Raw genomic sequence first — 22,970 nt, forward strand, 5'->3', positions numbered from 1 at the left:
TTCTTATTCTATTTAACGCTCTCCATTGATATTGGGTAAGACAATTGGTCGAGTATCAAATAATATTTTCAATTAAAAGCAAAAATAAAAAAAGATGTCCACACAACCAAGCTTTTCTTTCAGCAAGCTTGCCAAATAACTGCAAAGAGGCTTGCAAACATGCCAAAAAAATTCTTTAATTAAAACATAATTTGTTCACCTCCAACAAAGGCAATGACATGAAAAGATTACTATTGTTAATATGCTTATTTATATCGTTAAACACGCCTATTTTTGCAACACAAAATACAAAATATAACTTTGATGCTGAATATAAAAAAGCGACTGAACAAAATAGTGCCGAAGCGCAAAATCATTTAGGTTATATGTACCAGTATGGTCAAAACGTTAAACAAGATTATGCTAAAGCTATTGAATGGTACCAAAAGTCGGCTAATCAAAATTACGCCGATGCACAAGTAAATTTAGGCTACATGTATAATTATGGTATCGGTGTGAAAAAAGATCTACTTAAAGCAAAGCAACTCTATGAAAAAGCGGCTTCAAGTGGTTATGCTTTAGGCTTATTCAGTCTAGGGGCACTTTACGAATTTGCAGAAAAAAAACATTATCGTAAAGGAATTGAACAAAATTCAGATAATAATACTATTAGTCAAAACTATGTTAAGGCGAAAGATTTTTATGAAAAAGCGGTGCAACTAGGTAACAAAGAAGCTCAAAACAATCTGGGTGGATTTTATTATAGTGGAATTGTTGTTAAAAAGAACTATACCAAAGCTAGACAACTATATGAACAAGCAGCCAAGCAAGGCAACATATATGCACTGCATAATTTAGCAAATATGTATTACAATGGATTGGGCGGATTAAAAAAAGATTTTGCCAAAGGTGTAGAATTAGATACTCAATCTGCACAAAGCGGAAATCCTGAAGCACAATATAGCTTAGGTTGGTTATATTATAATGGTTCGTGGTTTGAAAGAGATTATACCAAAGCTAGGGTATGGTTTCAGCTTGCCGCTGAGCAAAACCATGCCAATTCCCAATACAATCTCGGTATCATCTATCAACAAGGATTAGGTGTCGCAAAAGACATTTATACCGCAAAACATTACTTTCAACAAGCTTGCCAAAATAACTACCAAGAGGCTTGCAAACATGTCAAAAACATTCTTTAGTAAAACAATTACAGCTAGGAAGTGTTCAAGATAGGTGATGGATGATGGGCTATAAGCCGTGATAGTCATTACCTCTGTAAAAAACACTATGAGTAAAGTGGTGAACTGATGAACTTACGCTTCAGGAAATAAATCATAAAAAACAATAAAGCAAGATGAATAGAACCCTATTTCAAACAAGTAGTTTTAAAAAATAGAGACTTTATTTTACTGATCGGACACACGTTTTGCTAACATGAAACCCGATGAATAATAAGTGATTGTCGGGTTAAGTTTGAGCTAAAATATATAATTAATGCGTTAAACCATAACCAAACGGATAAAGTGCTTTCATGTCGTTTGGTAAATTTGACGCTTGATGTTGCACGCTATCCATTGAATCGGGTAATGAAAATGGCATTTTAGCCAAATAAGGTTTGTTATCAAATAATCTATCAAATAACACATTATCATTTACCCCAAAATTAGCAATAATCGCACTAGCATATTGTTTTATAGGGGCAAGAACTGCTGGTCTATCCAAATAAACGGTAACAACAACACGATGCGTTTTACTTGCTTGAACAATAAATTCAATATCTTTGTCGTTAGGCCGAAATGCCAATGATCCTTCATGATATTCTAAACCAAAAAAGTAACCTTTATGGTTTTGTTCATAAGGCTAATTTATTCTAACGACAACGACATCAGCTTGATCTAAATTATCAACAATATTTTTTTAATTGATGACATTCAAGTTTGACTTGGTCAATAGCAAATAACAGGCTTGTTGTTAGAACGTCAGTAATGTACATGGCTAACTTACAGTTATTTGGTTAATTTTTATAAATCACATAAATAACTAATCGGTAAGCGATATAGAACATTACAGTGCCAACAATGCAATCCAATATTACCCATATTCTTTTTTGCCTAAATAGCGGTGTGAGTAATCTTGCCCCATAACCAATACTAAAAAACCAGATGAATGAAACACAAACCGTGCCAAACAAAAAAGCAAGTTTTTGTTCACTAGTTAACGTGCCAGCAATCCCGCCCACAATGACAACAGTATCTAAATAGACATGAGGATTAAGTAGTGTGATCGCCAAAGTTGCTAGTACAACTTTTAATAAGCTGTTATTGTTAGGAACTTGGGATTCGATTTGCATACTACTTGTGCCTTTAATTGCACTTTTAAACGCACAAAATCCATACCAAACTAAAAAAACCGCCCCTAATATCGCAAGTATATTAGTAATTAAAGGATTGCTACCAATAAAGGTGCCTACCCCAAAAATACCCACGGACATCAAAGCAAAATCACAGATAAAACAAATTGCCGATACATAAAAGATATGATTTTTTAATAACCCTTGCTTGAGCACAAATAAATTTTGAGCACCAATAGCAATAATTAGACTGGCTGAAATTAAAGCGCCACGTAATATTTCTGATAGCATTTGGTTATAACACCAGAATAAAATAGTAAAACATTAGCATTTAATCAATGATATCATAAGCTTTCAATAAATTAATTGAATTTATTTTTTTCTAACCATCGTAATTGCGTTCGATCTTTGTTTAAATAGAGAATGATCACACCTATCACTAACCAATCATGCCGACCATTTTTGCATCATTATCGATATGAAATAATACGGGTAATAGCACAACAATACCAATAATAGGCATAAAAATATCTAAAATCCATGAAAGCCAGCCTTTGGAGCCTTTTTTGAGCTAAAAATAACCGATGACAGATAAATGTAACATAATAAATGCCGTTAATGCGCCAATATCAACAAATGACACTAACGTTGGTAACCCTTTTGCATTATTTGTAGCAATAACTACTAAACATAAATGAAATAAAGCAGCAAATAAAATAGCCATTGTCGGCACACCGCTTTTGTTAGTAAGGCAGTTCCCTTAAATGATACTATTTTTGTATTTGCTAGCGGCTTGATTGGCATTTTTACAACGATGTGGTGTTGATATGCGTAAAGCCATTGGAATATCGGCTGCTTTCACTGTACAAGTTGCCATTGGTGGTACTATTAGCTATATCATCGCGGATTGGAATAATCCACAATTACCAAACTACTATTTAGGTTTTATTTACCTACAGCCTTAGTGATTATGCTAGCAAGCATCCCCATAGCCAAAGTGGCGTGCAAATTGCACAGAAATTATCAATTAAAAAATTAATCAGATTTTTGGGTCTACTTTTATTATTGCTCGCAATCAAGTTAATCATTATAGGATATAAAAAAGGCCACAAAAGTGACCTTATAAATTTTGATACCAAGTATCAATGACTATCTTGCCTCTTTGACGGCCAGTCCTAATTGCCAAACAGCCATTGCATAATGTGAACTATGGTTATAACGGGTAATAGTATAAAAGTTTGGTAATCCATACCAGAATTGGTAACGATCGCCCATATCCAGACGCAATAGACTCACCTGAGTATGCCCATCTAATGAACTTTGTGGTTTTAACCCAGCTTTTGCTAGTGTTTCAATTGAGTATTTAGTGCTAAAACCAGTATCAAGTGATAGAGCCTGACCATCAGCCATTACTGCCACCTTTTTACCACGTTGCCAACCATATGATTTAAAGTAATTAGCCACACTACCAATGGCATCAACCGGATCCCATAAATCAATATGCCCATCGCGATTAAAATCAACAGCGTGACGTCTAAATGCAGACGGCATAAATTGACCATATCCCATTGCACCAGCAAACGATCCATTTAAATCAAATGGATCTACGCCTTCATCACGACACATAACTAAAAAATCTTCTAATTCGTTAGAAAAATAATGTGCCCGTCTTGGATAGTCAAAGGCAAGTGTTGACAAAGCATCAATCACTTTAGTTTTACCCATTACCCTACCCCAACCTGTTTCAACACCAATGATGCCTACAATAATTTCTGGCGGTACACCATATTCATTATAAGCACGTTGTAACTCTTTTTCGTATTGGTTCCAAAAATCGACCCCACGAGGAATATTGCTCGGTGTAATAAATTTATTTTTATATCGAATCCAAGCACCATTTGGTCCCGTTGAAGGGCCAGCTTTTGGTGCTTGTTTATCCATTAAATTAATAACCCAATCAAGTTTATTGGTTTGTGCAAGCACATTGCGAAGCTGTTGACGATTAAAACCATGCTTACTTACCATTCTATCGATAAATTTTTCTTTATCTACAGCCAACGGAGGACTGGCGATTTTAGATTGATTGTGATCTTTTTCAAGATAAACACCGCCTTTAACATTGGTCTGTCCGCGGTGTTCTTTCATGGGTGATGTTGAAGATCTACGACTACTACAAGCTGCAAGCAATAAAATTATGCTAATAAAAATGATAATACGCTGCATAAAAAATCCATATCTTAAGTAATTAAAAAATCGACAACATCATAAGATATTTCTTGTTATTTAACAATATTTGGACATAATTTACCTTCCGCAACTTGTTTAATATTGTTTAAAGTGGTATCAGAAATATTTAACAATGCTTCTTGTGTCAAAAAGGCCTGATGACCAGTAAAAATAACATTATGACAAGAAGACAAGCGACGGAATACATCATCTAAAATAACATCGTTAGATTTGTCTTCAAAAAATAGATCACGCTCATTTTCATAAACATCCATCCCCAAAGCGCCAATTTTTGTTTGTTTTAATGCATCAATAGCCGCTATGGCGTCAAGTAATGCTCCTCGGCTAGTATTGATAATCATCACACCGTCTTTCATCTTTTGGAAAGACTCTTTATTCAATAAGTGATAATTTTCAGGCGTCATTGGGCAATGTAACGTAATCACATCTGATTTTGCATATAATTCATCTAGATCAACATATTGAGCTCCTAACTCAACAGCAATATCAGTAGGATAAGGATCGTAAGCAAGAATATGCATACCAAAACCTTTCAAGATACGGATAACGGCTTGACCAATTTTGCCAGTACCAATAACGCCAGCGGTACGATTATGCATATTAAATCCAGTTAATCCCTCTAACGAAAAATTAGCATCACGAGTGCGCTGATAGGCTTTATGTGTTCTTCTATTTAGCGTCATCATTAAAGCCACCGCATGTTCTGCAACAGCTTCTGGCGAATAAGCAGGCACACGAACCACCGTAATACCCAATTTTTCAGCCTCGGCTAAATCAACATTGTCAAATCCAGCGCAACGAAGGGCTAAAATTTTAATGCCATAACTGGCTAATTTTTGCAGTACTTTTTTATCTACTTCGTCATTAACAAATGTACAAACCGCATGATAACCTTGGGCAGTAACAACTGTTTTATGGCTCAGTTTATGTTCATAATATTCAATATCGAAACCAAACTTTTTGTTCGCCATTTCTAAATGTTCTTTGTCGTAATGCTTACTGCTAAAAACAGCTACTTTAATTGAACTTTTCATCTTACTGAACCCCTTTTAATGGTAATTAGTTAACTTTTTAACTGGTTATTGACATTAATTTTATACTGAAACATATAGTTTCCTGAAACTTTTTAACAAAACCTAAATAAAATAATGAATTTTTCGCTGTCAACATATTTACAATATAACTTTTCTTATGTTGAAAATATAACTGTAGATAAACGGTTTATCTTAGCTTGCAGAATTATTTTTTAAATGTTGTGTGGTATGATAGCACTTTGCAAAAAAACTAACCAATAAAGTTAAATAATGAATAATGCGCAAAATTCACTTTTAAAGACAATTTTTACCACGAAAATGCTGATTTGCATTTTTACTGGCTTCGCTTCTGGGTTGCCCTTTTATTTATTATTACAACTATTACCAGCTTGGTTAGAAAGTGAAAGTATAAATATCAAAACAATTGGTGCATTTTCATTAACACAAACGCCCTATATTTTGAAATTTATCTGGTCCCCCTTTATGGATAATATTTCACTATTCCATTTAGGACGGCGACGTGGTTGGATGCTTGGTTCGCAAATTGTACTTATCTTTTCAATCGCAATATTGGGGTTTCTTTCACCTTCATTAAATATTTGGTTAATCGCTGCTGTTTGCTTTATTATTGCACTTTTTTCAGCCACTCAAGATGTCGCACTCGATGCCTTTAGACGGGAATTATTACTTGATAAAGAATTAGGACTTGGTAATAGCATTCATACTAACGCCTATCGAGTTGCAGGTTTAGTGCCTGGATCATTATCACTGATATTATCAAACTCTCTACCATGGAATAGTGTTTTCATCATTACTGCACTATTTATGCTACCGGCTATCATCATGACACTACTTGTTAAAGAACCAACGAATCAAACACCCAAAAACCATAAATTTGAAGATATCATTATTAGACCATTTAGTGAATTTATTACTCGAAATGGACTTAAAACAGCCGTATTAATTTTAGCATTTATCTTTCTATATAAATTAGGCGATAGTATGGCGACCTCTTTAGCCACCCCTTTTTACTTACAAATGGGTTATAGCCGACCAGACATTGGTTGGATTGCTAAAAACGCCTCTTTATGGCCAAGCGTATTTGGTGCATTAATGGGGGGGATTTTGATGATTAAAATAGGCATAAACCGCGCACTATGGTCTTTTGGTATTATACAGGTCATTTCAATTTTAGGTTTTGCTTGGCTTTCAATAGAAGGTCCTTTTACTGTCATAGGGACATCCCAAAAAACATTATTAGCCATAGTAATTGGTTTTGAATCACTTGGCGTTGGTCTTGGTTCGGCCGCTTTTGTTGCGTTTATTGCTAAAACAACCAATCCCCTTTATACCGCAACCCAATTTGCTTTATTTACCAGTATTGCATCTATCCCAAGAACATTAATTAATGCTACAACAGGTATTATGGTTGAACATTTGGGATGGACAACATTTTTTGGTTTATGTACGATTCTTGCCATTCCAGGTATGCTATTATTATTAAAAGTGGCCCCGTGGAATATCAAATCTTAGGAGAAAATATGGATAAGTTAACCCAAGCATTCAACTTTAGACATGCATGTAAAAAATTTGATGATACAAAAAAAATTAATAATGATGATATTGAATATATTTTGGAAGCTGGTCGACAATCTCCTTCATCATTTGGCATGGAGCCATGGCATTTTGTGGTTGTTGACAGTAGCAAAATAAAAGCAGAATTACGTAATGTTTGCTACAATCAAGAACAAGTCACCAGTTGTTCACATTTTGTGATTGTGCTTTATCGAAAAGCGAATAATTTTACATTACAGAGCGATTATTTACGACGTGCAATTGCGCGCACTTTACCCGATCCAAATAATCAAACATCTATTGATATTGCCTGCCAAGCATTTATCAATTTTTGCGAGCAAGGGCTTGCTGATGGCTTAACGATCAACCATTGGTCAGAAATGCAAGATTACATCGCTTGTGCCAATATGATGACTGCTGCGGCATTTCGCGGTATTGATTCATGTGCTATTGGTGGGTTCGACCACGATAAAGTGATAAAAATGCTAGAAAAACATATTCCACAAATTGGTGAAGAATCATTTGGGGTAGGGCTTTGTTTAGCTTTTGGTTATCGAATCAATGAACCAGCAGCGCATATTCGTTGGCCACTTGCTGATTTAACAACGTATCTTACTGATAATCACTAAGCAGATATAGCAACTTGCTACCTTCAATCGCCACACGGCGCATGAAGGTAGATAAAAAAACAGGCACAATCATTATTCAATTGATTGATAGAGCGCTTCGGCGTCAGCTGAAGCTGAGTCCATAATAAAAGCAATTCCAGATAAAATATTACCAATCTGAGGATCGCTGACATTTTGTTGTACCGAATTTAAAATCTCTTGCGCCCAATTAATTTTTGTAAGTACTGCTTCTACACTTTCTTTTGAAGGATTATTCATAGCATCTCCCCCGTTTTGTTAGGATGTCAAATAAATCGATAATCAAAATTACATTATCAAACAATAGAAAAAGGAATTTAAGAATAAGAAAGGGACGTATTTTAAACGTTACAAAGCAAAAACAAAAACCAATATCGTTTTAAAAATCACAACTAATTTTAAAAGAACCGAAAAGGAACAGATAACCCAATTATTTAACGTTAATAAAGCCTATTGTCATTACCTATTGCTACAATAACCAATTTTTTTGCACGATAAAGATTGATAATGTTAGACTTACTGCCATACATTGCGCGAGTTTTGTCTAAAGTTGTCAAAATTGAAAATAAATAAGGATTTAAAATGAAAACCAAACATGCACGTTTATTAATACTCGGTTCTGGTCCAGCAGGTTATACCGCAGCGGTTTATGCCGCACGCGCTAACCTGTCGCCCGTGTTAATTACTGGAATGCAACAAGGCGGACAACTGACAACAACCACAGAGCTTGAAAACTGGCCAGCTGGCGCACCTGATTTAACAGGACCAGAATTAATGGTCAAAATGAAAGAACATGCCGAAAGATTTGATACTGAAATTATTTTAGATCAGATCGATCGTGTTGATTTTAGTTCTAAGCCGTATAAACTTTTTGGTAGTGAGACTGAATATAGTTGTGATGCCCTTATTATTGCAACTGGCGCATCAGCACAATACCTTGGTTTACCGTCAGAAGAAGCATTCAAAAGCAAAGGCGTATCTGCTTGTGCAACCTGTGATGGTTTTTTTTATCGCAACCAAAAAGTTGCCGTAGTGGGTGGCGGTAATACTGCGGTTGAAGAAACGCTGTATTTAGCCAATATCGCTAGCGAAGTCCATTTAATTCACCGTCGAGATAGCTTTAGAGCTGAAAAAATATTGATGGATCGCTTGGATCAAAAAATCAAGGAAGGCAAAGTTATCTTACATACGCATCGCATTATTGACGAAGTATTAGGCGATAATATGGGCGTGACTGGTGTTAGGATCCGTAGCACACAAGATCCCAATATAACCGAACAATTATCAGTTTTAGGCGTATTTATCGCAATTGGCCACAAACCAAACACCGCCATATTTGAAGGTCAGCTTGAACTCAACGGTGGTTATATCAAAGTACAATCAGGTACGCAGGGCAACGCTACTCAAACCAGTGTCGAGGGGATTTTTGCTGCTGGTGATGTAATGGATCATATCTATCGTCAAGCAATCACATCAGCAGGTACGGGCTGTATGGCGGCTTTAGATGCTGAGCACTATTTGGATAACTTAAAATAAGCAGTAAAAATCTTTATGTCATTAGATAAAAAACGCCAGACCTATCTACTTGGCTGGTTAAAACAGCATGCAAAAAGGCATAAAACTAATTTGCGAGCTTCAATTTTAACTGGCTTTATTTTAACGGTATTAATCATTATCCAAGCGGGATTACTTGCAATAATTTTGCAACGAATCATTATTGAACAACAACATTTTGTGGATATTTTACCCTTTTTTGGCGCATTAATTGCGATACTACTCGCTCGAGCGGGTTTAATCTATCTACGCGAAAAGATCAACTTTACTATAGGCAAAAAAGTTCGACAGCAAATTCGACAGCAAGTAATTGATCAACTTGAGCTACATGGGCCTGCTTATCTAAATCAAAGTACGATCGGCGCTTGGAGCACGTTGCTCATTGAACAAGTTGATAAATTGCATGACTTTTTTGCCCGTTATCTACCCCAAATGCGCTTGGCAAGCATGGCACCGCTTTTAATCTGTATTGCAATCTTCCCATTTAACTGGGCTGCAGCTACAATTTTGCTTTGCACGGCACCTCTGATTCCTATCTTTATGATTTTAGTGGGGATGGGGGCTGCTGATATTAACCGCCGTCATTTTAAAGCACTCGCTTACTTAAGCGGTCACTTTTTAGATCGTTTAAAGGGGCTTAATACCATTCGACTATTCAACCAAGGCGAAAAACAGACCAACGAAATCGCCCGCGCGTCTGAGGATTTTCGAATCAAAACCATGCAAGTCCTAAAAGTCGCATTTTTATCTTCCGCAGTATTAGAGTTTTTTACTTCTATTTCGATCGCCATTGTCGCGGTTTATTTTGGCTTTTCGTATTTAGGCGAATTTAATTTTGGCACATATAATGGCACCGTTACCCTATTTGCAGGTTTTTTTGCACTAATCTTAGCCCCAGAGTACTTTCAACCTTTACGCGATTTAGGCACTTACTATCATGCCAAAGCCGAAGCAATCGCCGCGGCTGATAATATCGAAACGTTTTTAAGTAAAAAATTACCGCAAGAACAAACTAACGCTAATACCGCAAACATCAAATTGACTGAACCATTAAAAACCATTGAAGCCAATAACTTAATTGTTTTATCTAGCGAACAACAACCGATTGTCGGTCCGCTATCATTTAGCCTGCAAGCACCGTTTAAATTGGCTTTAATAGGTACAAGTGGCGAAGGTAAAACCTCGTTAATACAAGTACTACTTGGCTTTTTACCTTATCAAGGCTCACTAAAAATTAATGGTATTGAATTTACTCAATTAGATATTAATGATTGGCAACAACACGTTAGCTGGATTGGACAAAATCCTTATCTGTTAAATAGTTCTATTCGCGATAATATTTTACTCGGCAAGCAAAATGCCACTGAAAAAGAACTTGATGAAGTGATAACCAAAACCCAATTAACCGATGTCATTGCAAAATTACCACAGGGTATTGAAACCCAAGTTGGTGAAGATGCGGTACGTTTGTCCGTTGGGCAAGCACAGCGGATCGCTTTAGCAAGAGCAATGCTTAAACCTTGCCAATTACTGATTCTTGATGAACCAACTGCCAGCTTAGATAAACAAACCGTACAAAATTTGGACAAGCAACATATAGCGCCCAATAGCATCACTATTACTCATCAAACAGATGATATGCAAGATTTTACACAGATCTGGCAATTGGCTAATGGCAAGCTACATTGTGATATCAAGGAGAATTTATGCTAGCCATATTGCGCCCCTATATAGCCCTTTATAAACACTATTTTTGGCAAATTTTATTTGGCTTATCGCTATCAATTCTAACGCTACTTGCTAGCGTATTTTTGCTATCTTTATCAGGATGGTTTTTAGCCTCTACCGCTTTTGTTGGCATTGCTGGTTTATATACATTTAATTATATGTTGCCTGCGGCAGGTGTACGAGCGGCGGCCATTACTCGAACCGCTTCACGTTATATGGAGCGTTTGGTTGATCACAATACCACTTTTAAAATCTTGGCTTATTTAAGAACACTTGCTTTTCGTAAAATTTTACCACTAAGTACCCATCAATTAGCTCATTACCAACGAGCAGACTTGCTTAATCGCTTTATTGTCGATATTGATGCACTTGATCACTTATACCTAAAACTCTTTTCGCCCATTGTAACCGCATTAGTTACCATTGGCGTTTTGTTTATAGGGTTAGCAAGCATAAACTTACCCATTGCGTTAATCATTACCATTATCCTTACAACCACCTTACTTGTGGTACCTGTTATCTTTTATCAAGCCGGAAAACAGCTAGGTAAAACACTGGCTAAACAACAAAGTGAATACCGATTATTATTAATTAATTACCTGCAAGGACAAGCTGAACTTATCCTATTTAATGCACAACCACGCTATCGCGCGAAACTTGATGAGCTTGAATCAAACTGGCTCTATAATCAACAACGGCAATCAACATTAATGGCGCTATCAAGTGCATTGGTCTTACTTATTGCTGGTTTTTTAACGTTACTGGTTCTGTGGCTAATTACCCAATACACTCTATCCCCTTTAGTGGCTTTATTTGTATTTGTTAGCCTTGCAAGTGCCGAAATACTCATGCCAATTCCTGGTGCATTTATCTTTTTAGGGCAAGTACTCACTTCAGCCACACGCACAACAGCTATTTTTAATCAAACACCCGATATTCAATTTGTTGCCAAAGGTAAAATGATAGATTTAAGTTCGGCAAAATTGCAATTTGAACAAATTAATTTCAGCTATCCCAATCAACCCTTTACGGTATTAACGGATTTTTCGTTGACGGTTGAACAAGGTGAACATATTGGTGTGGTTGGTAAAACAGGTTGCGGTAAATCAACCTTATTAAGTCTGGTTAATCGCACATGGGAACCTCAATCAGGCCATATCTGTATCAACGGTATTGAACTAAATCAACTTGACGAAAAAACACTACGACAAGCTATTGCCATGGTGCCTCAAGTGATCACTATTTTTAGTGACACCTTAAGACAAAACTTGCTAATAGGCAATCAACAAGCTACCGAGCAACAGTTAATCGACGTATTACACCAAGTTGAACTCGACAAATTACTCACCACCGAGCAAGGTTTAGACTTACTGGTTGGACAAGGTGGTCGCGCCTTATCGGGCGGTGAAATTCGCCGAATCGGCATAGCAAGGGCATTACTGCATAATTCACCGTTAATTTTAATGGATGAACCCACAGAAAGTCTTGATCAACAGACAGAACAACAAATTATCCGATTGATCAAACAAACCTGCAAAAATAAAACACTAATCATGGTTACGCATCGTTTGACTGATAATCCATTGTTTGATCGAGTTATTTCACTTTAACAAGTAGCTTAATTTAGGTGGGATTCAATTGCGGTTAAAAGGCAATATTGACCTTTGAGAGTTGTAAAAAATTCGAGTGTTTTCCTTATAAAAAACGCTCAGGTAGAGCATTGATTTTATTTCGATTTTTGTTTTGATATTTTTGATTAAAATCAAATGATTATAGGTTTAATTTTTTTTGCGATGATTGGTTTTGGATGTTGTAGAAGAGTGGTGTGTATTTTGTAAAAACATTCTGATATCAATTTTTTATTAATTTTTTTTGAAAAGCGCTTTTGCGGTTTAACCACAAAAGCGCAAACTTATCATCATCAGCTCAGTCACCTTATGCTGAGCTGCTTTCTTTGATTGCTTGTCCTTAATTAGTATCATCCTTTCCCCCCTTAACCAAGAACTAAGAACTAAAAAGCTATGGAGTGACGCAAAGCCCCTCATAATCAATATACGGAGGATTGTGCAACACATGACCGTCAAATGTGGCCACAGCAAAGTACGTATTGTCACCTATTGGATCACTTACTGGATGAACGTCGTCACCAAAATTTGAATCCTCGTTGTAATGACACATGGCGCCCCGCTCCGTGAAAAATCCAGCCCTTATTTGGCACTGATAATAATTACTTTTTGATGACGGTGTGGCACCAACAGCGCCTTGACATTTATGTGTATCGAAACCTCGACAGAGCGCGGATGAAGGGTTGATTGATTGTGTAAAGAATCCATTCTTTGGATGCCATATGCCCCAGCAGAACCAACATTTTCACGTGTGCTGTAAACAAAATTCGGCCGAGCGAAGTTGATGAATGGTGATGGCAATAATATGATTGCATCACTACGATTATCTTTTTTGCCGGCCAATGCCTGTAAATGCCATGAAAACGACAATAACAAGAACAGCGCCAACACTAACGGAGCTTTTGGAGATAATTTTGATAATAGATTGAGAGATAACTTCGAGGATATAAACACGAAAAGAGTAAAAACTTGTCTGATGTGTCTATTTGATAAATTTAAGACATAGGTTTGCCATTCAATTAAATTATTGTTTTATTTATATTTTATATAATTATTTACTTATCAAATAAGCTATTTTTAATAAATGAAAGTATAACTATTAAAAAAATTTGACTAGTTTTTTTTAATTTCAGTAAAGTTTTGTTAATGGGTTAGATTCAGCTTTGGGATGCCATGTGTTTCAGACGTTTTATCCTTTGATCGAAAAAATAACTTTAGTGACAATCTCTGAAACTTATTTAAATCCCAAATAGTCTTTTGCTCAAAATATTTCAAGTAACAACGATACATGTTAAGCCTAAAAAATGATTTTTTAGCTGAAAAAATAAAATCGATGCTTAACGAAGAGTAAATCGTGAGTTTTAGCCGTTAACACCAACTGTAACGCCCTAAAAACGACCATAAAAGATAGATGAGTGCTATCAATAGATACGTATATCTTATTTTTTTATTTTTTATTAAAAATAACAGACAAATACAAGGAATCAAAAGGATTATAGGTTCAGTAGTGTAACGTCCACCCGATGGAAGTTGGCAAAAATTGTCAATATCGCCTGATTCTAACATCCATTCGTAATGAGAAGTTGAAAATAAATTAATTAAACATAATAACAAAAACAAATAGATAAACGAGACAACTTTCATAATCGACCTAAAATCCTTTTAATTTCATTTAAATTATGCTGTTATGATTATTTTACCTGCTAGTACCATTTATAAAAGCGACTACAGCTTAAAACAATAACCATCGCCAATCGCGCTACCTTGGACGCCAAATTGGCGCAAATTATGATCGACTGCATTCATTGATTGCCAGTGGTTTTCGCACCAATCTGGCGCTAGCAAGGTTGGCTTTCTGGCATTAGCTGAAATGCGATGATATAAAATATTGGCGGGCGTTTGCCTGATGATATCGCCAGCAATATCGACATATTGATCTAATGATAAAACGTCAAGACGCCCAGCTCGCCATGCTTTTGCCATAATACTGCCATCAACAATATGCAAAGGATGCAATTTTAAGCCATCAACACCACTATTTAATACACGTTCAAGCGTAATTAAATTATCTTGTTTGGTTTCTTTGGGTAAGCCAATAATTAAGTGAGTGCACACTTTAATACCAAGATTACGAGCTTTTTGTACGGTTTGATGATAATCGTTAAAAGTATGTCCACGATTTATATCATGCAAGGTTTTATCGTGAGCGGTTTGTAAGCCCAGTTCTAACCATACTTCAAAACCTTGAGATTGATAACCTGCCAGCAAATTAAGCGCTTCATTCGGTACGCAATCAGGGCGAGTACCCACACAAAGCCCAACAATATCAGCACTATTTAGCGCCTGTTCGTACATATTTTTTAAGATTGCAACTTCAGCATAAGTGCTGGTGTAGGCTTGAAAATAAGCAAGATAGCGTCTGGATTTTTTCATTTGATGAGCTTGCGATACAAGTTGATCGGCAATTGATTTAACTTGAATCGATTCATCAATAATTGATGCCACATTACAAAAAGTGCATCCCCCCAAGCCGATAGTGCCATCGCGGTTAGGACAGCTAAAACCCCCGTGTAGGGTGAGTTTATAGATCTTTTCGCCATATCGACGCTGAAGATCGGAGCCAAAAGTATTGACGACAAGATGAAGTTGCATAATAGACCAAAAATAAAATTTTGTTTATTTTACGGAGTTAGAGTATTTAGTTCAAGCGACGATATATGAAACTTGTTTCTTACTCGTTAAATAATAAAATCAATTCCATTACTCCTATTTTTGCACTAGTAAATAGCCATTTTTAATTAAGAGTAAGGATTTACTTATCGTTGATCAATAAGATTTATGGAATATCTTCTTTTTGTTAAACTTAAGTAATTAATTGATTTCAATAAAAACAAAAAATAAAAACCTCAATAAAATCAATTTAATACCTAATTGTTTTTTAAGGAAATCCTCACAAAACCAGCTATTTTTGCACCTTGCTTATCAATAAGTATATAATATCCCTTTCAAACTTGAGGCAATCTGCATGCAACTGGCGTTTTGTATTTATAAATATTTTCCTTTTGGTGGTTTGCAACGTGATTTTTTGCAAATTGCTAAGGCTTGCCAAGCTCAAGGTCACCATGTACGAATTTATGTGATGTCATGGCAAGGCGATAAACCAACAGGCTTTGATGTGGTTTTGGTGCCTAAAAAAGGCTGGTCTAATCATAGCCGTAATCAATCTTATTACCGTTGGGTGAAAGCTCATTTACAAGCAAATCCTGTTGATTGTGTGGTTGGCTTTAATAAAATGCCTGATTTGGATGTTTATTTTGCGGGTGATACTTGTTATGCAGAAAAGGTTTCACACAAGGGCTTTTTATATAAATGGTCAAAACGCTGTAAGCACTATTTAGCTTTTGAAGATGCAGTATTTAATCAACAAAGCCACACTAAAGTTATGGTACTAACAAAACAGCAAATTAGTGACTTTGAGCGCTATTACCATACTGATCGATCACGCTTTTACCTATTGCCACCCGGTATTGCGCAAGATCGTCAATACAATTATGAGTCGCTAGCTAAAGGTAAGCAATTTAGGCAAGCCAATCAAATTGATGAACATAATTTTGTGATTGTGCAAATTGGATCAGATTTTAAGCGTAAGGGAGTAGATCGTTCTTTAACCGCCATTGCCGCACTACCTTGCGATTTAAAACAAAAAGTGACTTTTTTAGTAGTGGGGCAGGATAATCCCGAAGCTTATCAAAAACTGGCTAAGCAACTCGGCATTGAGTATCAAGTCCGTTTTTTTGCAGGGCGTAATGATATCCCTGACTTTTTATTTGCGGCAGATTTGCTATTGCACCCTGCAAGGCAAGAAGCAGCCGGTATGGTGCTTATTGAAGGGTTAGCCGCTGGGGTGCCAGTGATTGTGTCAAGCATTTCGGGCTATGCTTATCATATTGATGATGCCAATGCTGGTGTTGTGCTTGATGAGCCTTTTGTACAATCGGCGCTAAATGAGGCCTTGCAAAATGCTATAACAAATCACGATCAGTTATTAACATGGCATCAAAACGCAATACATTATGGTAAAACCGCTGATTTATACCATTTAGCACAGCGTGCCACAGAGATTATTTTAGGTTGTGATAATCATGAATGAAATTAAGTTAAAATCGCCTTTTGAGCAGTTATGGGCTGATAAAGATCCCTTTGCGGAAGTTGAGTTAATATCGGGCAAAGTCTATCGCGCAGTAAAACAACGTAAGACGTTGAATTTTGAGCTTGGTGGCGAATCGTATTTTATTAAAATTCATCGTGGTACAACCATTAAAGAGATTGTGAAGAATCTTATTTCGTTACGTTTACCTGTTTTAGATGCTAAGCAGGAGTGGGATGCGATCGAGCGTTTGGAGCAAGTTGGCGTTAATACGATGGATGGGCGTGCATTTGGTCGTAAGGGGCTAAATCCGCTGACTCGTCATTCGTTTATTGTGACCAAAGATCTTAACCCGACTGTGAGTTTAGAAGATTTTACTAAGCCATGGTTAACTAACCCACCTAGCTATCATATAAAGCGTTCTTTAGTTATTTATTTGGCAAAAATGGTGGCTCGAATGCATGCCGCTGGGGTTAATCATCGTGATTGTTATTTGTGTCACTTTTTGCTTGATATTCCGCTTTTTGAAAATCATCAGCAAATAAAATTATCGGTGATTGATTTACACCGTGCTCAGATCCGTAAAACAGTTCCTGTTCGTTGGCGTGATAAAGATTTAATTGGGCTTTATTTTTCAGCCATGAATATTGGGCTAACTGATCGTGATATTTGGCGTTTTTTGAAAGTGTATTTTAATCAACCTTTAAAAACGATTTTGCGTAATGAAGCTAAGTTAATTGCTAGTACGCATCAAAAAGTTGAACGAATTCGTAAAAGGACAGAAAAGTATCATCTTTAACAATAAGGATACGCTATGTTTATTGAACAAATTGATATTTCCGGATTTAAAGGTATTAGTCAACTATCTTTAAAATTAAATGCAAGTTCTAGCGTACTAATGGGTGAAAATCGTTGGGGGCGGTCAAGTTTAATCAGCGCTTTGCAATTGTTATCACTGGATAACACGTTTTATCAATTTGTCGATTCCGATTTTTATCATGATCAATACCAATGTTATGGCGATAATATTATTATTAAAATCACTTATTGCCAATCACACTTACATGAATTAAATAATCAAGATTATCAACCATTACGCTCGGTTTCGTATCAATCACACCAAGATAATCTGCATCGTATCACTTATCAAATTTCTGCTAATAAACATGATAACCAAATTATAACACAACATAAATTGCTCAATGCACAAGGCAATCCTTTTAATATAGAAAACGAAAAATTATTAATTGCAACATTAATCAAACTAAATCCAGTAATGACACTTAAAAATGCAATTAATCCTGAGCAATTAACTGTTACTAACGAACCATTATCCGAACATTACATTAGTCAACTTTCAAACCAACTAAAAGCCCATTCAGCCGAATTAACCCAAGATGAATTAGCTCGAGGCCTACAAGCCGCACGCTCATTATTAGAGTATTATTTTGTCGATCAAGCACACCGCAATCATTACAAACAAAAAAATGCCAAAAGTACACCAAGATCAGAAGATTGGAATGTTTTGGAACAAATTAATGATGTATTGGATAATCTTGATAATGATTATTTACGAACGGTATTTTTAGGAATTTTCGGCTCTATTATTGATGCTAAAGGAAATTATTCGCTTTCACAAAGTTCAATGCCTATTTTAATTTTAGAAGAGCCTGAAAGTTTGTTACATCCAATCATTTTATCCGTTGCATTTCGCTTACTAAAAAACTTTCCTACACAAAAAATTATCACGTCTAACTCAAGTGATCTAGTATCGTTATTTTCATTAGAAAACCTTTATCGTTTAATTCGTCTGCCAGATAAAATTATTGCCAAATACATTGAACCTTATTCATTAAGCGTTAGTGATAGTCGTCGTATTGCGTTTCATATTCTTTATCGCCGATCAAATGCCTTATTTGCACGATGTTGGTTGTTGGTCGAAGGCGAAACCGAAGTGTGGTTGTTACGTGAACTAGCAGAACAAAGTGGTTATCATCTGAGTTCAGAGGGAGTTCAGCTTATTGAGTTTGCTCAGTGTGGTTTAAAACCGCTTATAAAATATGCCAATAAAATGGGAATTCATTGGTATGTAATTACTGATGGGGATATGGCGGGTAAAAAATATGCCGATACGGTAAAATCGTTATGTGGTGACGATAAAAACCCTAATGATTACTTAACGGTTTTGCCTGCGCGAGACATTGAAAACTTTTTATTTAAACATGGTTTTAGTCATGTCTATAAACTTGCCGCTTATAATACAACACAGCATATTGATCTGCCTGTACATCAAATTATTCAAAAAGCAATTCATAAAAGTTCAAAACCTGATCTTGCGATTGCCATTTGTGATGATGCAAAATCACGTGGTATAAACGCTATACCGCGTTTGCTAATGGATACTTTTTCGAGAATTATTAGTTCATCTAAAGGGTTAGTTTAGATAATTACATTTTGAAAAATATTTAAAATCGCTATCAAGAAGATAAAACAATTCCGCCAATATAAATCGGCGGAATAAAATAAAAATTAATTCTATTTGGAGATTCGTTTATATTTAGCACGTTTAGGCTCTAATGCTTCAGCACCCAATGTGCGCTTTTTCCATTCTTCGTATTCGGTAAAGTTACCTTCAAAGAATTCCACATGTCCTTCGTCTTGATAATCCAAAATATGGGTCGCAATACGATCTAAAAACCAACGGTCATGTGAAATCACTAAAGCACAACCTGGAAACTCTAATAATGCATTTTCAAGCGCGCGTAGCGTTTCAACATCTAAATCATTGGTTGGTTCATCAAGTAGTAATACATTACCACCCACTTGCAATAATTTAGCTAAATGTACACGCCCACGTTCACCACCTGAAAGTTCACCAACACGCTTTTGCTGATCAACACCTTTAAAGTTAAAACGACCAACATAAGCACGACTTGGGATTTCAAAATTGCCAATACGCATAATATCTTGACCGTTTGAAATTTCGTCCCAAACTGTTTTTTTGTCGTCCATACTGTCACGGAACTGATCAACTGATGCAAGTTGCACTGTTTCACCCAAAGTAATCGTGCCTGAATCAGGTTGTTCTTTGCCTGATAGCATTCTAAATAGGGTTGATTTCCCTGCTCCATTTGGACCAATAATGCCAACAATTGCCCCTTTAGGAATACTAAAAGATAAGTTATCAATCAGCACACGATCGCCATACGATTTAGTTAGATTGCTTACTTCAATCACTTTATCGCCTAAACGTTGTCCAGCTGGAATAAAGAGCTCGTTAGTTTCGTTACGTTTTTGGTAATCGTTACTGTTGAGTTCTTCAAAGCGAGCTAGACGGGCTTTGCTTTTTGCTTGGCGACCTTTTGGATTTTGTCGTACCCACTCGAGTTCTTTTTCGATCGATTTACGACGTGCCGATTCGGTCGAGGCTTCTTGTGCTAAACGCTGATCTTTTTGTTCAAGCCAAGATGAATAGTTGCCTTCCCATGGAATACCCTCACCACGGTCAAGTTCTAAAATCCAACCTGCAACGTTGTCTAGAAAGTAGCGATCGTGAGTTACTGCAACAACCGTACCTTCGTAGTCATGTAAGAATCGTTCTAACCATGCTACCGATTCGGCATCCAAGTGGTTGGTCGGTTCATCCATTAATAACATATCAGGCTTTTCAAGTAATAATTGACAAATTGCTACTCGACGGCGTTCACCACCTGATAAATTTTCAATTTTCGCATCCCAATCTGGCAAACGTAGTGCGTCAGCGGCTCGCTCTAACTGGTTATCCAGATTGTGAGCATCTTGCGATTGAATAATGGCTTCAAGCTCTGCTTGTTCTTTGGCTAATTTGTCAAAATCGGCATCAGGATCAGCATAAGCGGCATATACTTCATCTAATCGAGCCAATGCTTGTTTAGCCTCACTAACCGCTTGCTCAATGGCTTCACGCACAGTTTGTTTAGGATCTAATTTCGGTTCTTGGGGTAAATAACCAATTTTAATATCAGGTTGTGGACGTGCTTCGCCTTCAATTTCGGTATCAACACCCGCCATAATTCGTAGTAAAGTGGATTTACCCGCTCCATTTAAACCGAGTACACCAATTTTTGCACCCGGAAAGAAGCTTAAAGAAATATCTTTTAAAATATAGCGTTTAGGAGGAACAATCTTCCCAACGCGGTTCATGGTATAAACATATTGCGCCATAAAACATTATCCGTTTAATTGATTAAAAATAGCAAAAAGTATTTGCTATATGACTAATGGCGTATATTGTAGCGATTCTTAGGATTGGGTCTAGGGTTATTTACAAGAATGCTCTAATTGCTTATACAATAATGTATCTTAAATACTGATAGAATTAAAAAATGGGAGATTATATTTGTTTAAGTCTAGTAAAAACATTTTATTTTTAAATATATTATCAATAAATTGCTAATTAAGAATATATACTAGAAATAGTTTTATATCACTTCCCAAAAAGCCGCAATATGTAATAATGTTAATAACACAGTGCGGTTATTTTAATGTAGGAAAACATCGAGTTGTTTACACTTCATCATTAAAATAATCCTCTAAAAACTCATAAAGCGTTTTCCCCAAAATTGCTTTATGCAGTTTAACTGTATTATAATAGCTAATAAATAGTCAATGATAAGGTGTTAATTTTGCTTTTTTATGTCTATTTATTACAGTGTTTTCGAAAATTACTGTAAACAATGCGAGTAAGTTCTATAATTAACTTACTCGTAATAACCTCTGTAACTTCAAAAGGTTACAGAGTCAAACTATTTGCTGAACAGATAAAACAAATTTAACTATGGCTTAACACAAGCAGCTCTGTATAGTTCATAAGTTACTCCATAACCTAAATCCCCATCCCCTAGATCGACTCGAATTGATTCTCCCTTGTATGAATCGATTGTCCAATACCAATCATAAGGATGCCTAGTTTCCCAGTCGTCAAGACCTAAATAGTGATCAGGATTGTTAAATAGGGTTCCCCATTCATTAAATAGGCCACCAATCCACTTACCATTACCGCTACGATAACTCAATTGGCGTCGATAACCATTGATATTTCTTCCAGGAATACCTCCAGTCCACACATCATCATTATTTGCATTAGTATAATCTGCAACACTCGGCATCCGATAACCAATTTGATTGCAATAATCTTTTGTCTTACTCGCTGAAGCATTTATACCAACCCCTTGTGCTATATACCATCTTTCAATTTTAAAGCTATACAAGACTTTACTTTTGGCTCTATCAGAATAAAGCTTAAATGTAGAGGGGCTAAAATTTTTATTAGCACTACTGTTTACTGGTCCTTTTAGTACTATCTTTAAAGCTACATCTCGTGAGCCTTTTCCCCAACCCGGTGTTCGTGCAGATGATAAAGCTAAACTAACTCCACTCCCTGACTCAGGAAATACTCTAGCGCCATTAGCTGAGATAATATCTTCGGGCATTACGTTTGCTAACAATAAATAAAAATAAACATTATTTGTTCCTGTCGACGGGAAATTACGTTGTGGATTATTTATATCTTGTGGAACAAATCCTTTTCCTTTTGCCCAATCCGGACCATCTAAATCTTTATATGCAGTATTATTACTGGAATCATTTGATAAATTAGGTTGGGCATAACAAACCAATGGCGCACTTGGATCAAAATAATCAGGACTCCATATCCATATATCAGCTGAACTTGCTTCCCCGCCTGTATCATATTTTAAACACGGGTTTTCAGACGATGATAATATTATGGCATCACTACGATGATTATTTGCTCGACCTTTTTTACTGGTTAATGCCTCTAAACTCCATGAATACGGCAATAATAACAGTCCCAATACCAACAAGATTTTTCGGGACAATTTCGATAATAATTTAAGCGATAACTTCGAGGATATAAATGAGAAAAGTGTGAAAAATTGCCTAAGGGCGTTATTGGATAAATTTAAGACGCAGGTTTGCCAGTGCTGGTGTCTGGTGTCTGGTGTCTAAAATGATAATGCATTACGTCCCACCTGTCAAGTAATATTTTGTTTTATTTCGATTTTTATGATTATTCGCTTATTT

General features: G+C 36.1%; 21 protein-coding genes. 10 read left to right on the top strand and 11 right to left on the bottom strand.

The features are described from left to right. The first annotated feature begins 218 nt into the window (after positions 1 to 218). The gene (locus A9G24_RS09125; RefSeq protein ID WP_065638736.1) at positions 219 to 1,178 is read left to right on the top strand and encodes a tetratricopeptide repeat protein; all 960 of its coding nucleotides are present in this window, start codon (positions 219 to 221) and stop codon (positions 1,176 to 1,178) included. A gap of 292 nt (positions 1,179 to 1,470) precedes the next feature. Here A9G24_RS09125 and A9G24_RS09130 read toward each other — a convergent pair whose 3' ends face one another. The 3 genes from A9G24_RS09130 to A9G24_RS12895 form a co-directional block, all read right to left on the bottom strand. Continuing rightward, complete coding sequence (locus A9G24_RS09130; RefSeq protein ID WP_065638737.1) at positions 1,471 to 1,782, bottom strand: hypothetical protein; 312 nt, start codon at positions 1,780 to 1,782, stop codon at positions 1,471 to 1,473. Between the two features lie 211 nt (positions 1,783 to 1,993). Continuing rightward, positions 1,994 to 2,620 carry a LysE/ArgO family amino acid transporter gene (locus tag A9G24_RS09135; RefSeq protein ID WP_065638738.1) on the bottom strand — a complete coding sequence of 209 codons (627 nt, stop codon included), beginning with the start codon at positions 2,618 to 2,620 and terminating at the stop codon, positions 1,994 to 1,996. 280 nt (positions 2,621 to 2,900) lie between these two features. Continuing rightward, the gene (locus A9G24_RS12895) at positions 2,901 to 3,053 is read right to left on the bottom strand and encodes a hypothetical protein (RefSeq protein WP_176701189.1); all 153 of its coding nucleotides are present in this window, start codon (positions 3,051 to 3,053) and stop codon (positions 2,901 to 2,903) included. 73 nt (positions 3,054 to 3,126) lie between these two features. Between A9G24_RS12895 and A9G24_RS12900 the strand changes: the two genes are divergently transcribed. Further along, positions 3,127 to 3,294 carry a hypothetical protein gene (locus A9G24_RS12900; RefSeq protein WP_176701190.1) on the top strand — a complete coding sequence of 56 codons (168 nt, stop codon included), beginning with the start codon at positions 3,127 to 3,129 and terminating at the stop codon, positions 3,292 to 3,294. Between the two features lie 184 nt (positions 3,295 to 3,478). Here the strand turns inward: A9G24_RS12900 and mltB are convergent, their stop codons facing one another. Continuing rightward, positions 3,479 to 4,552 (bottom strand): lytic murein transglycosylase B, encoded by a 1,074-nt coding sequence (gene mltB / locus A9G24_RS09140; protein ID WP_065638739.1) that lies wholly within the window; start codon positions 4,550 to 4,552, stop codon positions 3,479 to 3,481. A 56-nt stretch (positions 4,553 to 4,608) separates the two neighbouring features. Further along, on the bottom strand, positions 4,609 to 5,598 hold the full coding sequence (locus A9G24_RS09145; protein ID WP_065638785.1) for a 2-hydroxyacid dehydrogenase: 990 nt from the start codon (positions 5,596 to 5,598) through the stop codon (positions 4,609 to 4,611). A gap of 282 nt (positions 5,599 to 5,880) precedes the next feature. On the opposite strand from A9G24_RS09145, the gene A9G24_RS09150 reads away from it, so the two are divergent. Further along, positions 5,881 to 7,143 (top strand): AmpG family muropeptide MFS transporter, encoded by a 1,263-nt coding sequence (locus A9G24_RS09150; RefSeq protein WP_065638740.1) that lies wholly within the window; start codon positions 5,881 to 5,883, stop codon positions 7,141 to 7,143. Positions 7,144 to 7,151: 8 nt separating this feature from the next. Next, positions 7,152 to 7,814 (top strand): NAD(P)H-dependent oxidoreductase, encoded by a 663-nt coding sequence (locus tag A9G24_RS09155; RefSeq protein WP_065638741.1) that lies wholly within the window; start codon positions 7,152 to 7,154, stop codon positions 7,812 to 7,814. Between the two features lie 72 nt (positions 7,815 to 7,886). On the opposite strand, the gene A9G24_RS09160 is transcribed toward A9G24_RS09155, so the two are convergent. Further along, on the bottom strand, positions 7,887 to 8,072 hold the full coding sequence (locus A9G24_RS09160; protein WP_065585956.1) for a hypothetical protein: 186 nt from the start codon (positions 8,070 to 8,072) through the stop codon (positions 7,887 to 7,889). 342 nt (positions 8,073 to 8,414) lie between these two features. Here A9G24_RS09160 and trxB point away from each other — a divergent pair, with 342 nt between their 5' ends. Genes trxB through cydC form a run of 3 tightly spaced genes read left to right on the top strand, consistent with a single transcriptional unit; the run spans position 8,415 to position 12,724 of the window. Beyond that, positions 8,415 to 9,368, top strand: a complete 954-nt coding sequence (gene trxB, locus A9G24_RS09165; protein WP_065638742.1) for a thioredoxin-disulfide reductase — start codon at positions 8,415 to 8,417, stop codon at positions 9,366 to 9,368. A gap of 15 nt (positions 9,369 to 9,383) precedes the next feature. Next, on the top strand, positions 9,384 to 11,099 hold the full coding sequence (gene cydD, locus A9G24_RS09170; protein ID WP_065638743.1) for a heme ABC transporter permease/ATP-binding protein CydD: 1,716 nt from the start codon (positions 9,384 to 9,386) through the stop codon (positions 11,097 to 11,099). Then, positions 11,093 to 12,724, top strand: a complete 1,632-nt coding sequence (gene cydC / locus A9G24_RS09175; RefSeq protein WP_065638744.1) for a heme ABC transporter ATP-binding protein/permease CydC — start codon at positions 11,093 to 11,095, stop codon at positions 12,722 to 12,724. Before cydD ends, cydC begins: the two co-directional genes overlap by 7 nt. Positions 12,725 to 13,321: 597 nt before the next feature. Here cydC and A9G24_RS09180 read toward each other — a convergent pair. From A9G24_RS09180 to A9G24_RS09185, 3 genes are all read right to left on the bottom strand, one after another. Continuing rightward, positions 13,322 to 13,615 carry a hypothetical protein gene (locus A9G24_RS09180; RefSeq protein ID WP_065638745.1) on the bottom strand — a complete coding sequence of 98 codons (294 nt, stop codon included), beginning with the start codon at positions 13,613 to 13,615 and terminating at the stop codon, positions 13,322 to 13,324. Positions 13,616 to 14,107: 492 nt separating this feature from the next. Beyond that, a complete protein-coding gene (locus A9G24_RS13375; protein WP_081303147.1) occupies positions 14,108 to 14,383 on the bottom strand; it encodes a DUF2645 family protein in 276 nt (91 codons plus the stop codon). A gap of 81 nt (positions 14,384 to 14,464) precedes the next feature. Then, positions 14,465 to 15,391 (bottom strand): TIGR01212 family radical SAM protein, encoded by a 927-nt coding sequence (locus A9G24_RS09185; RefSeq protein WP_065638746.1) that lies wholly within the window; start codon positions 15,389 to 15,391, stop codon positions 14,465 to 14,467. 373 nt (positions 15,392 to 15,764) lie between these two features. Between A9G24_RS09185 and A9G24_RS09190 the strand changes: the two genes are divergently transcribed. Genes A9G24_RS09190 through A9G24_RS09200 form a run of 3 tightly spaced genes read left to right on the top strand, consistent with a single transcriptional unit; the run spans position 15,765 to position 19,329 of the window. After that, positions 15,765 to 16,889 carry a glycosyltransferase family 4 protein gene (locus A9G24_RS09190; protein ID WP_065638747.1) on the top strand — a complete coding sequence of 375 codons (1,125 nt, stop codon included), beginning with the start codon at positions 15,765 to 15,767 and terminating at the stop codon, positions 16,887 to 16,889. Then, entirely contained in the window at positions 16,882 to 17,685 is an 804-nt protein-coding gene (rfaP, locus tag A9G24_RS09195) for a lipopolysaccharide core heptose(I) kinase RfaP (RefSeq protein ID WP_065638748.1), read from the top strand. The genes A9G24_RS09190 and rfaP overlap by 8 nt, the downstream gene beginning before the upstream one ends. A 15-nt stretch (positions 17,686 to 17,700) precedes the next feature. Further along, positions 17,701 to 19,329: a DUF2813 domain-containing protein gene (locus tag A9G24_RS09200; RefSeq protein ID WP_065638749.1), complete on the top strand. Its 1,629-nt coding sequence runs from the start codon at positions 17,701 to 17,703 to the stop codon at positions 19,327 to 19,329. A 92-nt stretch (positions 19,330 to 19,421) separates the two neighbouring features. On the opposite strand, the gene ettA is transcribed toward A9G24_RS09200, so the two are convergent. Both ettA and A9G24_RS09210 read right to left on the bottom strand, forming a co-directional pair. After that, positions 19,422 to 21,089 (bottom strand): energy-dependent translational throttle protein EttA, encoded by a 1,668-nt coding sequence (gene ettA, locus A9G24_RS09205; RefSeq protein WP_034915195.1) that lies wholly within the window; start codon positions 21,087 to 21,089, stop codon positions 19,422 to 19,424. Between the two features lie 611 nt (positions 21,090 to 21,700). Continuing rightward, complete coding sequence (locus tag A9G24_RS09210; RefSeq protein WP_065638750.1) at positions 21,701 to 22,726, bottom strand: hypothetical protein; 1,026 nt, start codon at positions 22,724 to 22,726, stop codon at positions 21,701 to 21,703. Positions 22,727 to 22,970: the final 244 nt, after the last annotated feature.

The sequence above is a fragment of the Gilliamella sp. App6-5 genome (assembly GCF_001690525.1).
In the GTDB taxonomy this organism is placed as follows: domain Bacteria; phylum Pseudomonadota; class Gammaproteobacteria; order Enterobacterales; family Orbaceae; genus Gilliamella; species Gilliamella apicola_H.

Excerpts from the sequence above, each read along its gene's own strand:
- A9G24_RS09150 (WP_065638740.1), top strand. The coding sequence starts at position 5,881 with ATGAATAATGCGCAAAATTCACTTTTAAAGACAATTTTTACCACGAAA.
- A9G24_RS09135 (WP_065638738.1), bottom strand. The coding sequence starts at position 2,620 with ATGCTATCAGAAATATTACGTGGCGCTTTAATTTCAGCCAGTCTAATT.
- mltB (WP_065638739.1), bottom strand. The coding sequence starts at position 4,552 with ATGCAGCGTATTATCATTTTTATTAGCATAATTTTATTGCTTGCAGCT.
- A9G24_RS13375 (WP_081303147.1), bottom strand. The coding sequence starts at position 14,383 with ATGAAAGTTGTCTCGTTTATCTATTTGTTTTTGTTATTATGTTTAATT.
- A9G24_RS09160 (WP_065585956.1), bottom strand. The coding sequence starts at position 8,072 with ATGAATAATCCTTCAAAAGAAAGTGTAGAAGCAGTACTTACAAAAATT.
- A9G24_RS09200 (WP_065638749.1), top strand. The coding sequence starts at position 17,701 with ATGTTTATTGAACAAATTGATATTTCCGGATTTAAAGGTATTAGTCAA.
- cydD (WP_065638743.1), top strand. The coding sequence starts at position 9,384 with ATGTCATTAGATAAAAAACGCCAGACCTATCTACTTGGCTGGTTAAAA.
- cydC (WP_065638744.1), top strand. The coding sequence starts at position 11,093 with ATGCTAGCCATATTGCGCCCCTATATAGCCCTTTATAAACACTATTTT.
- A9G24_RS09155 (WP_065638741.1), top strand. The coding sequence starts at position 7,152 with ATGGATAAGTTAACCCAAGCATTCAACTTTAGACATGCATGTAAAAAA.
- A9G24_RS09125 (WP_065638736.1), top strand. The coding sequence starts at position 219 with ATGAAAAGATTACTATTGTTAATATGCTTATTTATATCGTTAAACACG.
- A9G24_RS12895 (WP_176701189.1), bottom strand. The coding sequence starts at position 3,053 with ATGGCTATTTTATTTGCTGCTTTATTTCATTTATGTTTAGTAGTTATT.
- A9G24_RS09185 (WP_065638746.1), bottom strand. The coding sequence starts at position 15,391 with ATGCAACTTCATCTTGTCGTCAATACTTTTGGCTCCGATCTTCAGCGT.
- rfaP (WP_065638748.1), top strand. The coding sequence starts at position 16,882 with ATGAATGAAATTAAGTTAAAATCGCCTTTTGAGCAGTTATGGGCTGAT.
- ettA (WP_034915195.1), bottom strand. The coding sequence starts at position 21,089 with ATGGCGCAATATGTTTATACCATGAACCGCGTTGGGAAGATTGTTCCT.
- trxB (WP_065638742.1), top strand. The coding sequence starts at position 8,415 with ATGAAAACCAAACATGCACGTTTATTAATACTCGGTTCTGGTCCAGCA.
- A9G24_RS09190 (WP_065638747.1), top strand. The coding sequence starts at position 15,765 with ATGCAACTGGCGTTTTGTATTTATAAATATTTTCCTTTTGGTGGTTTG.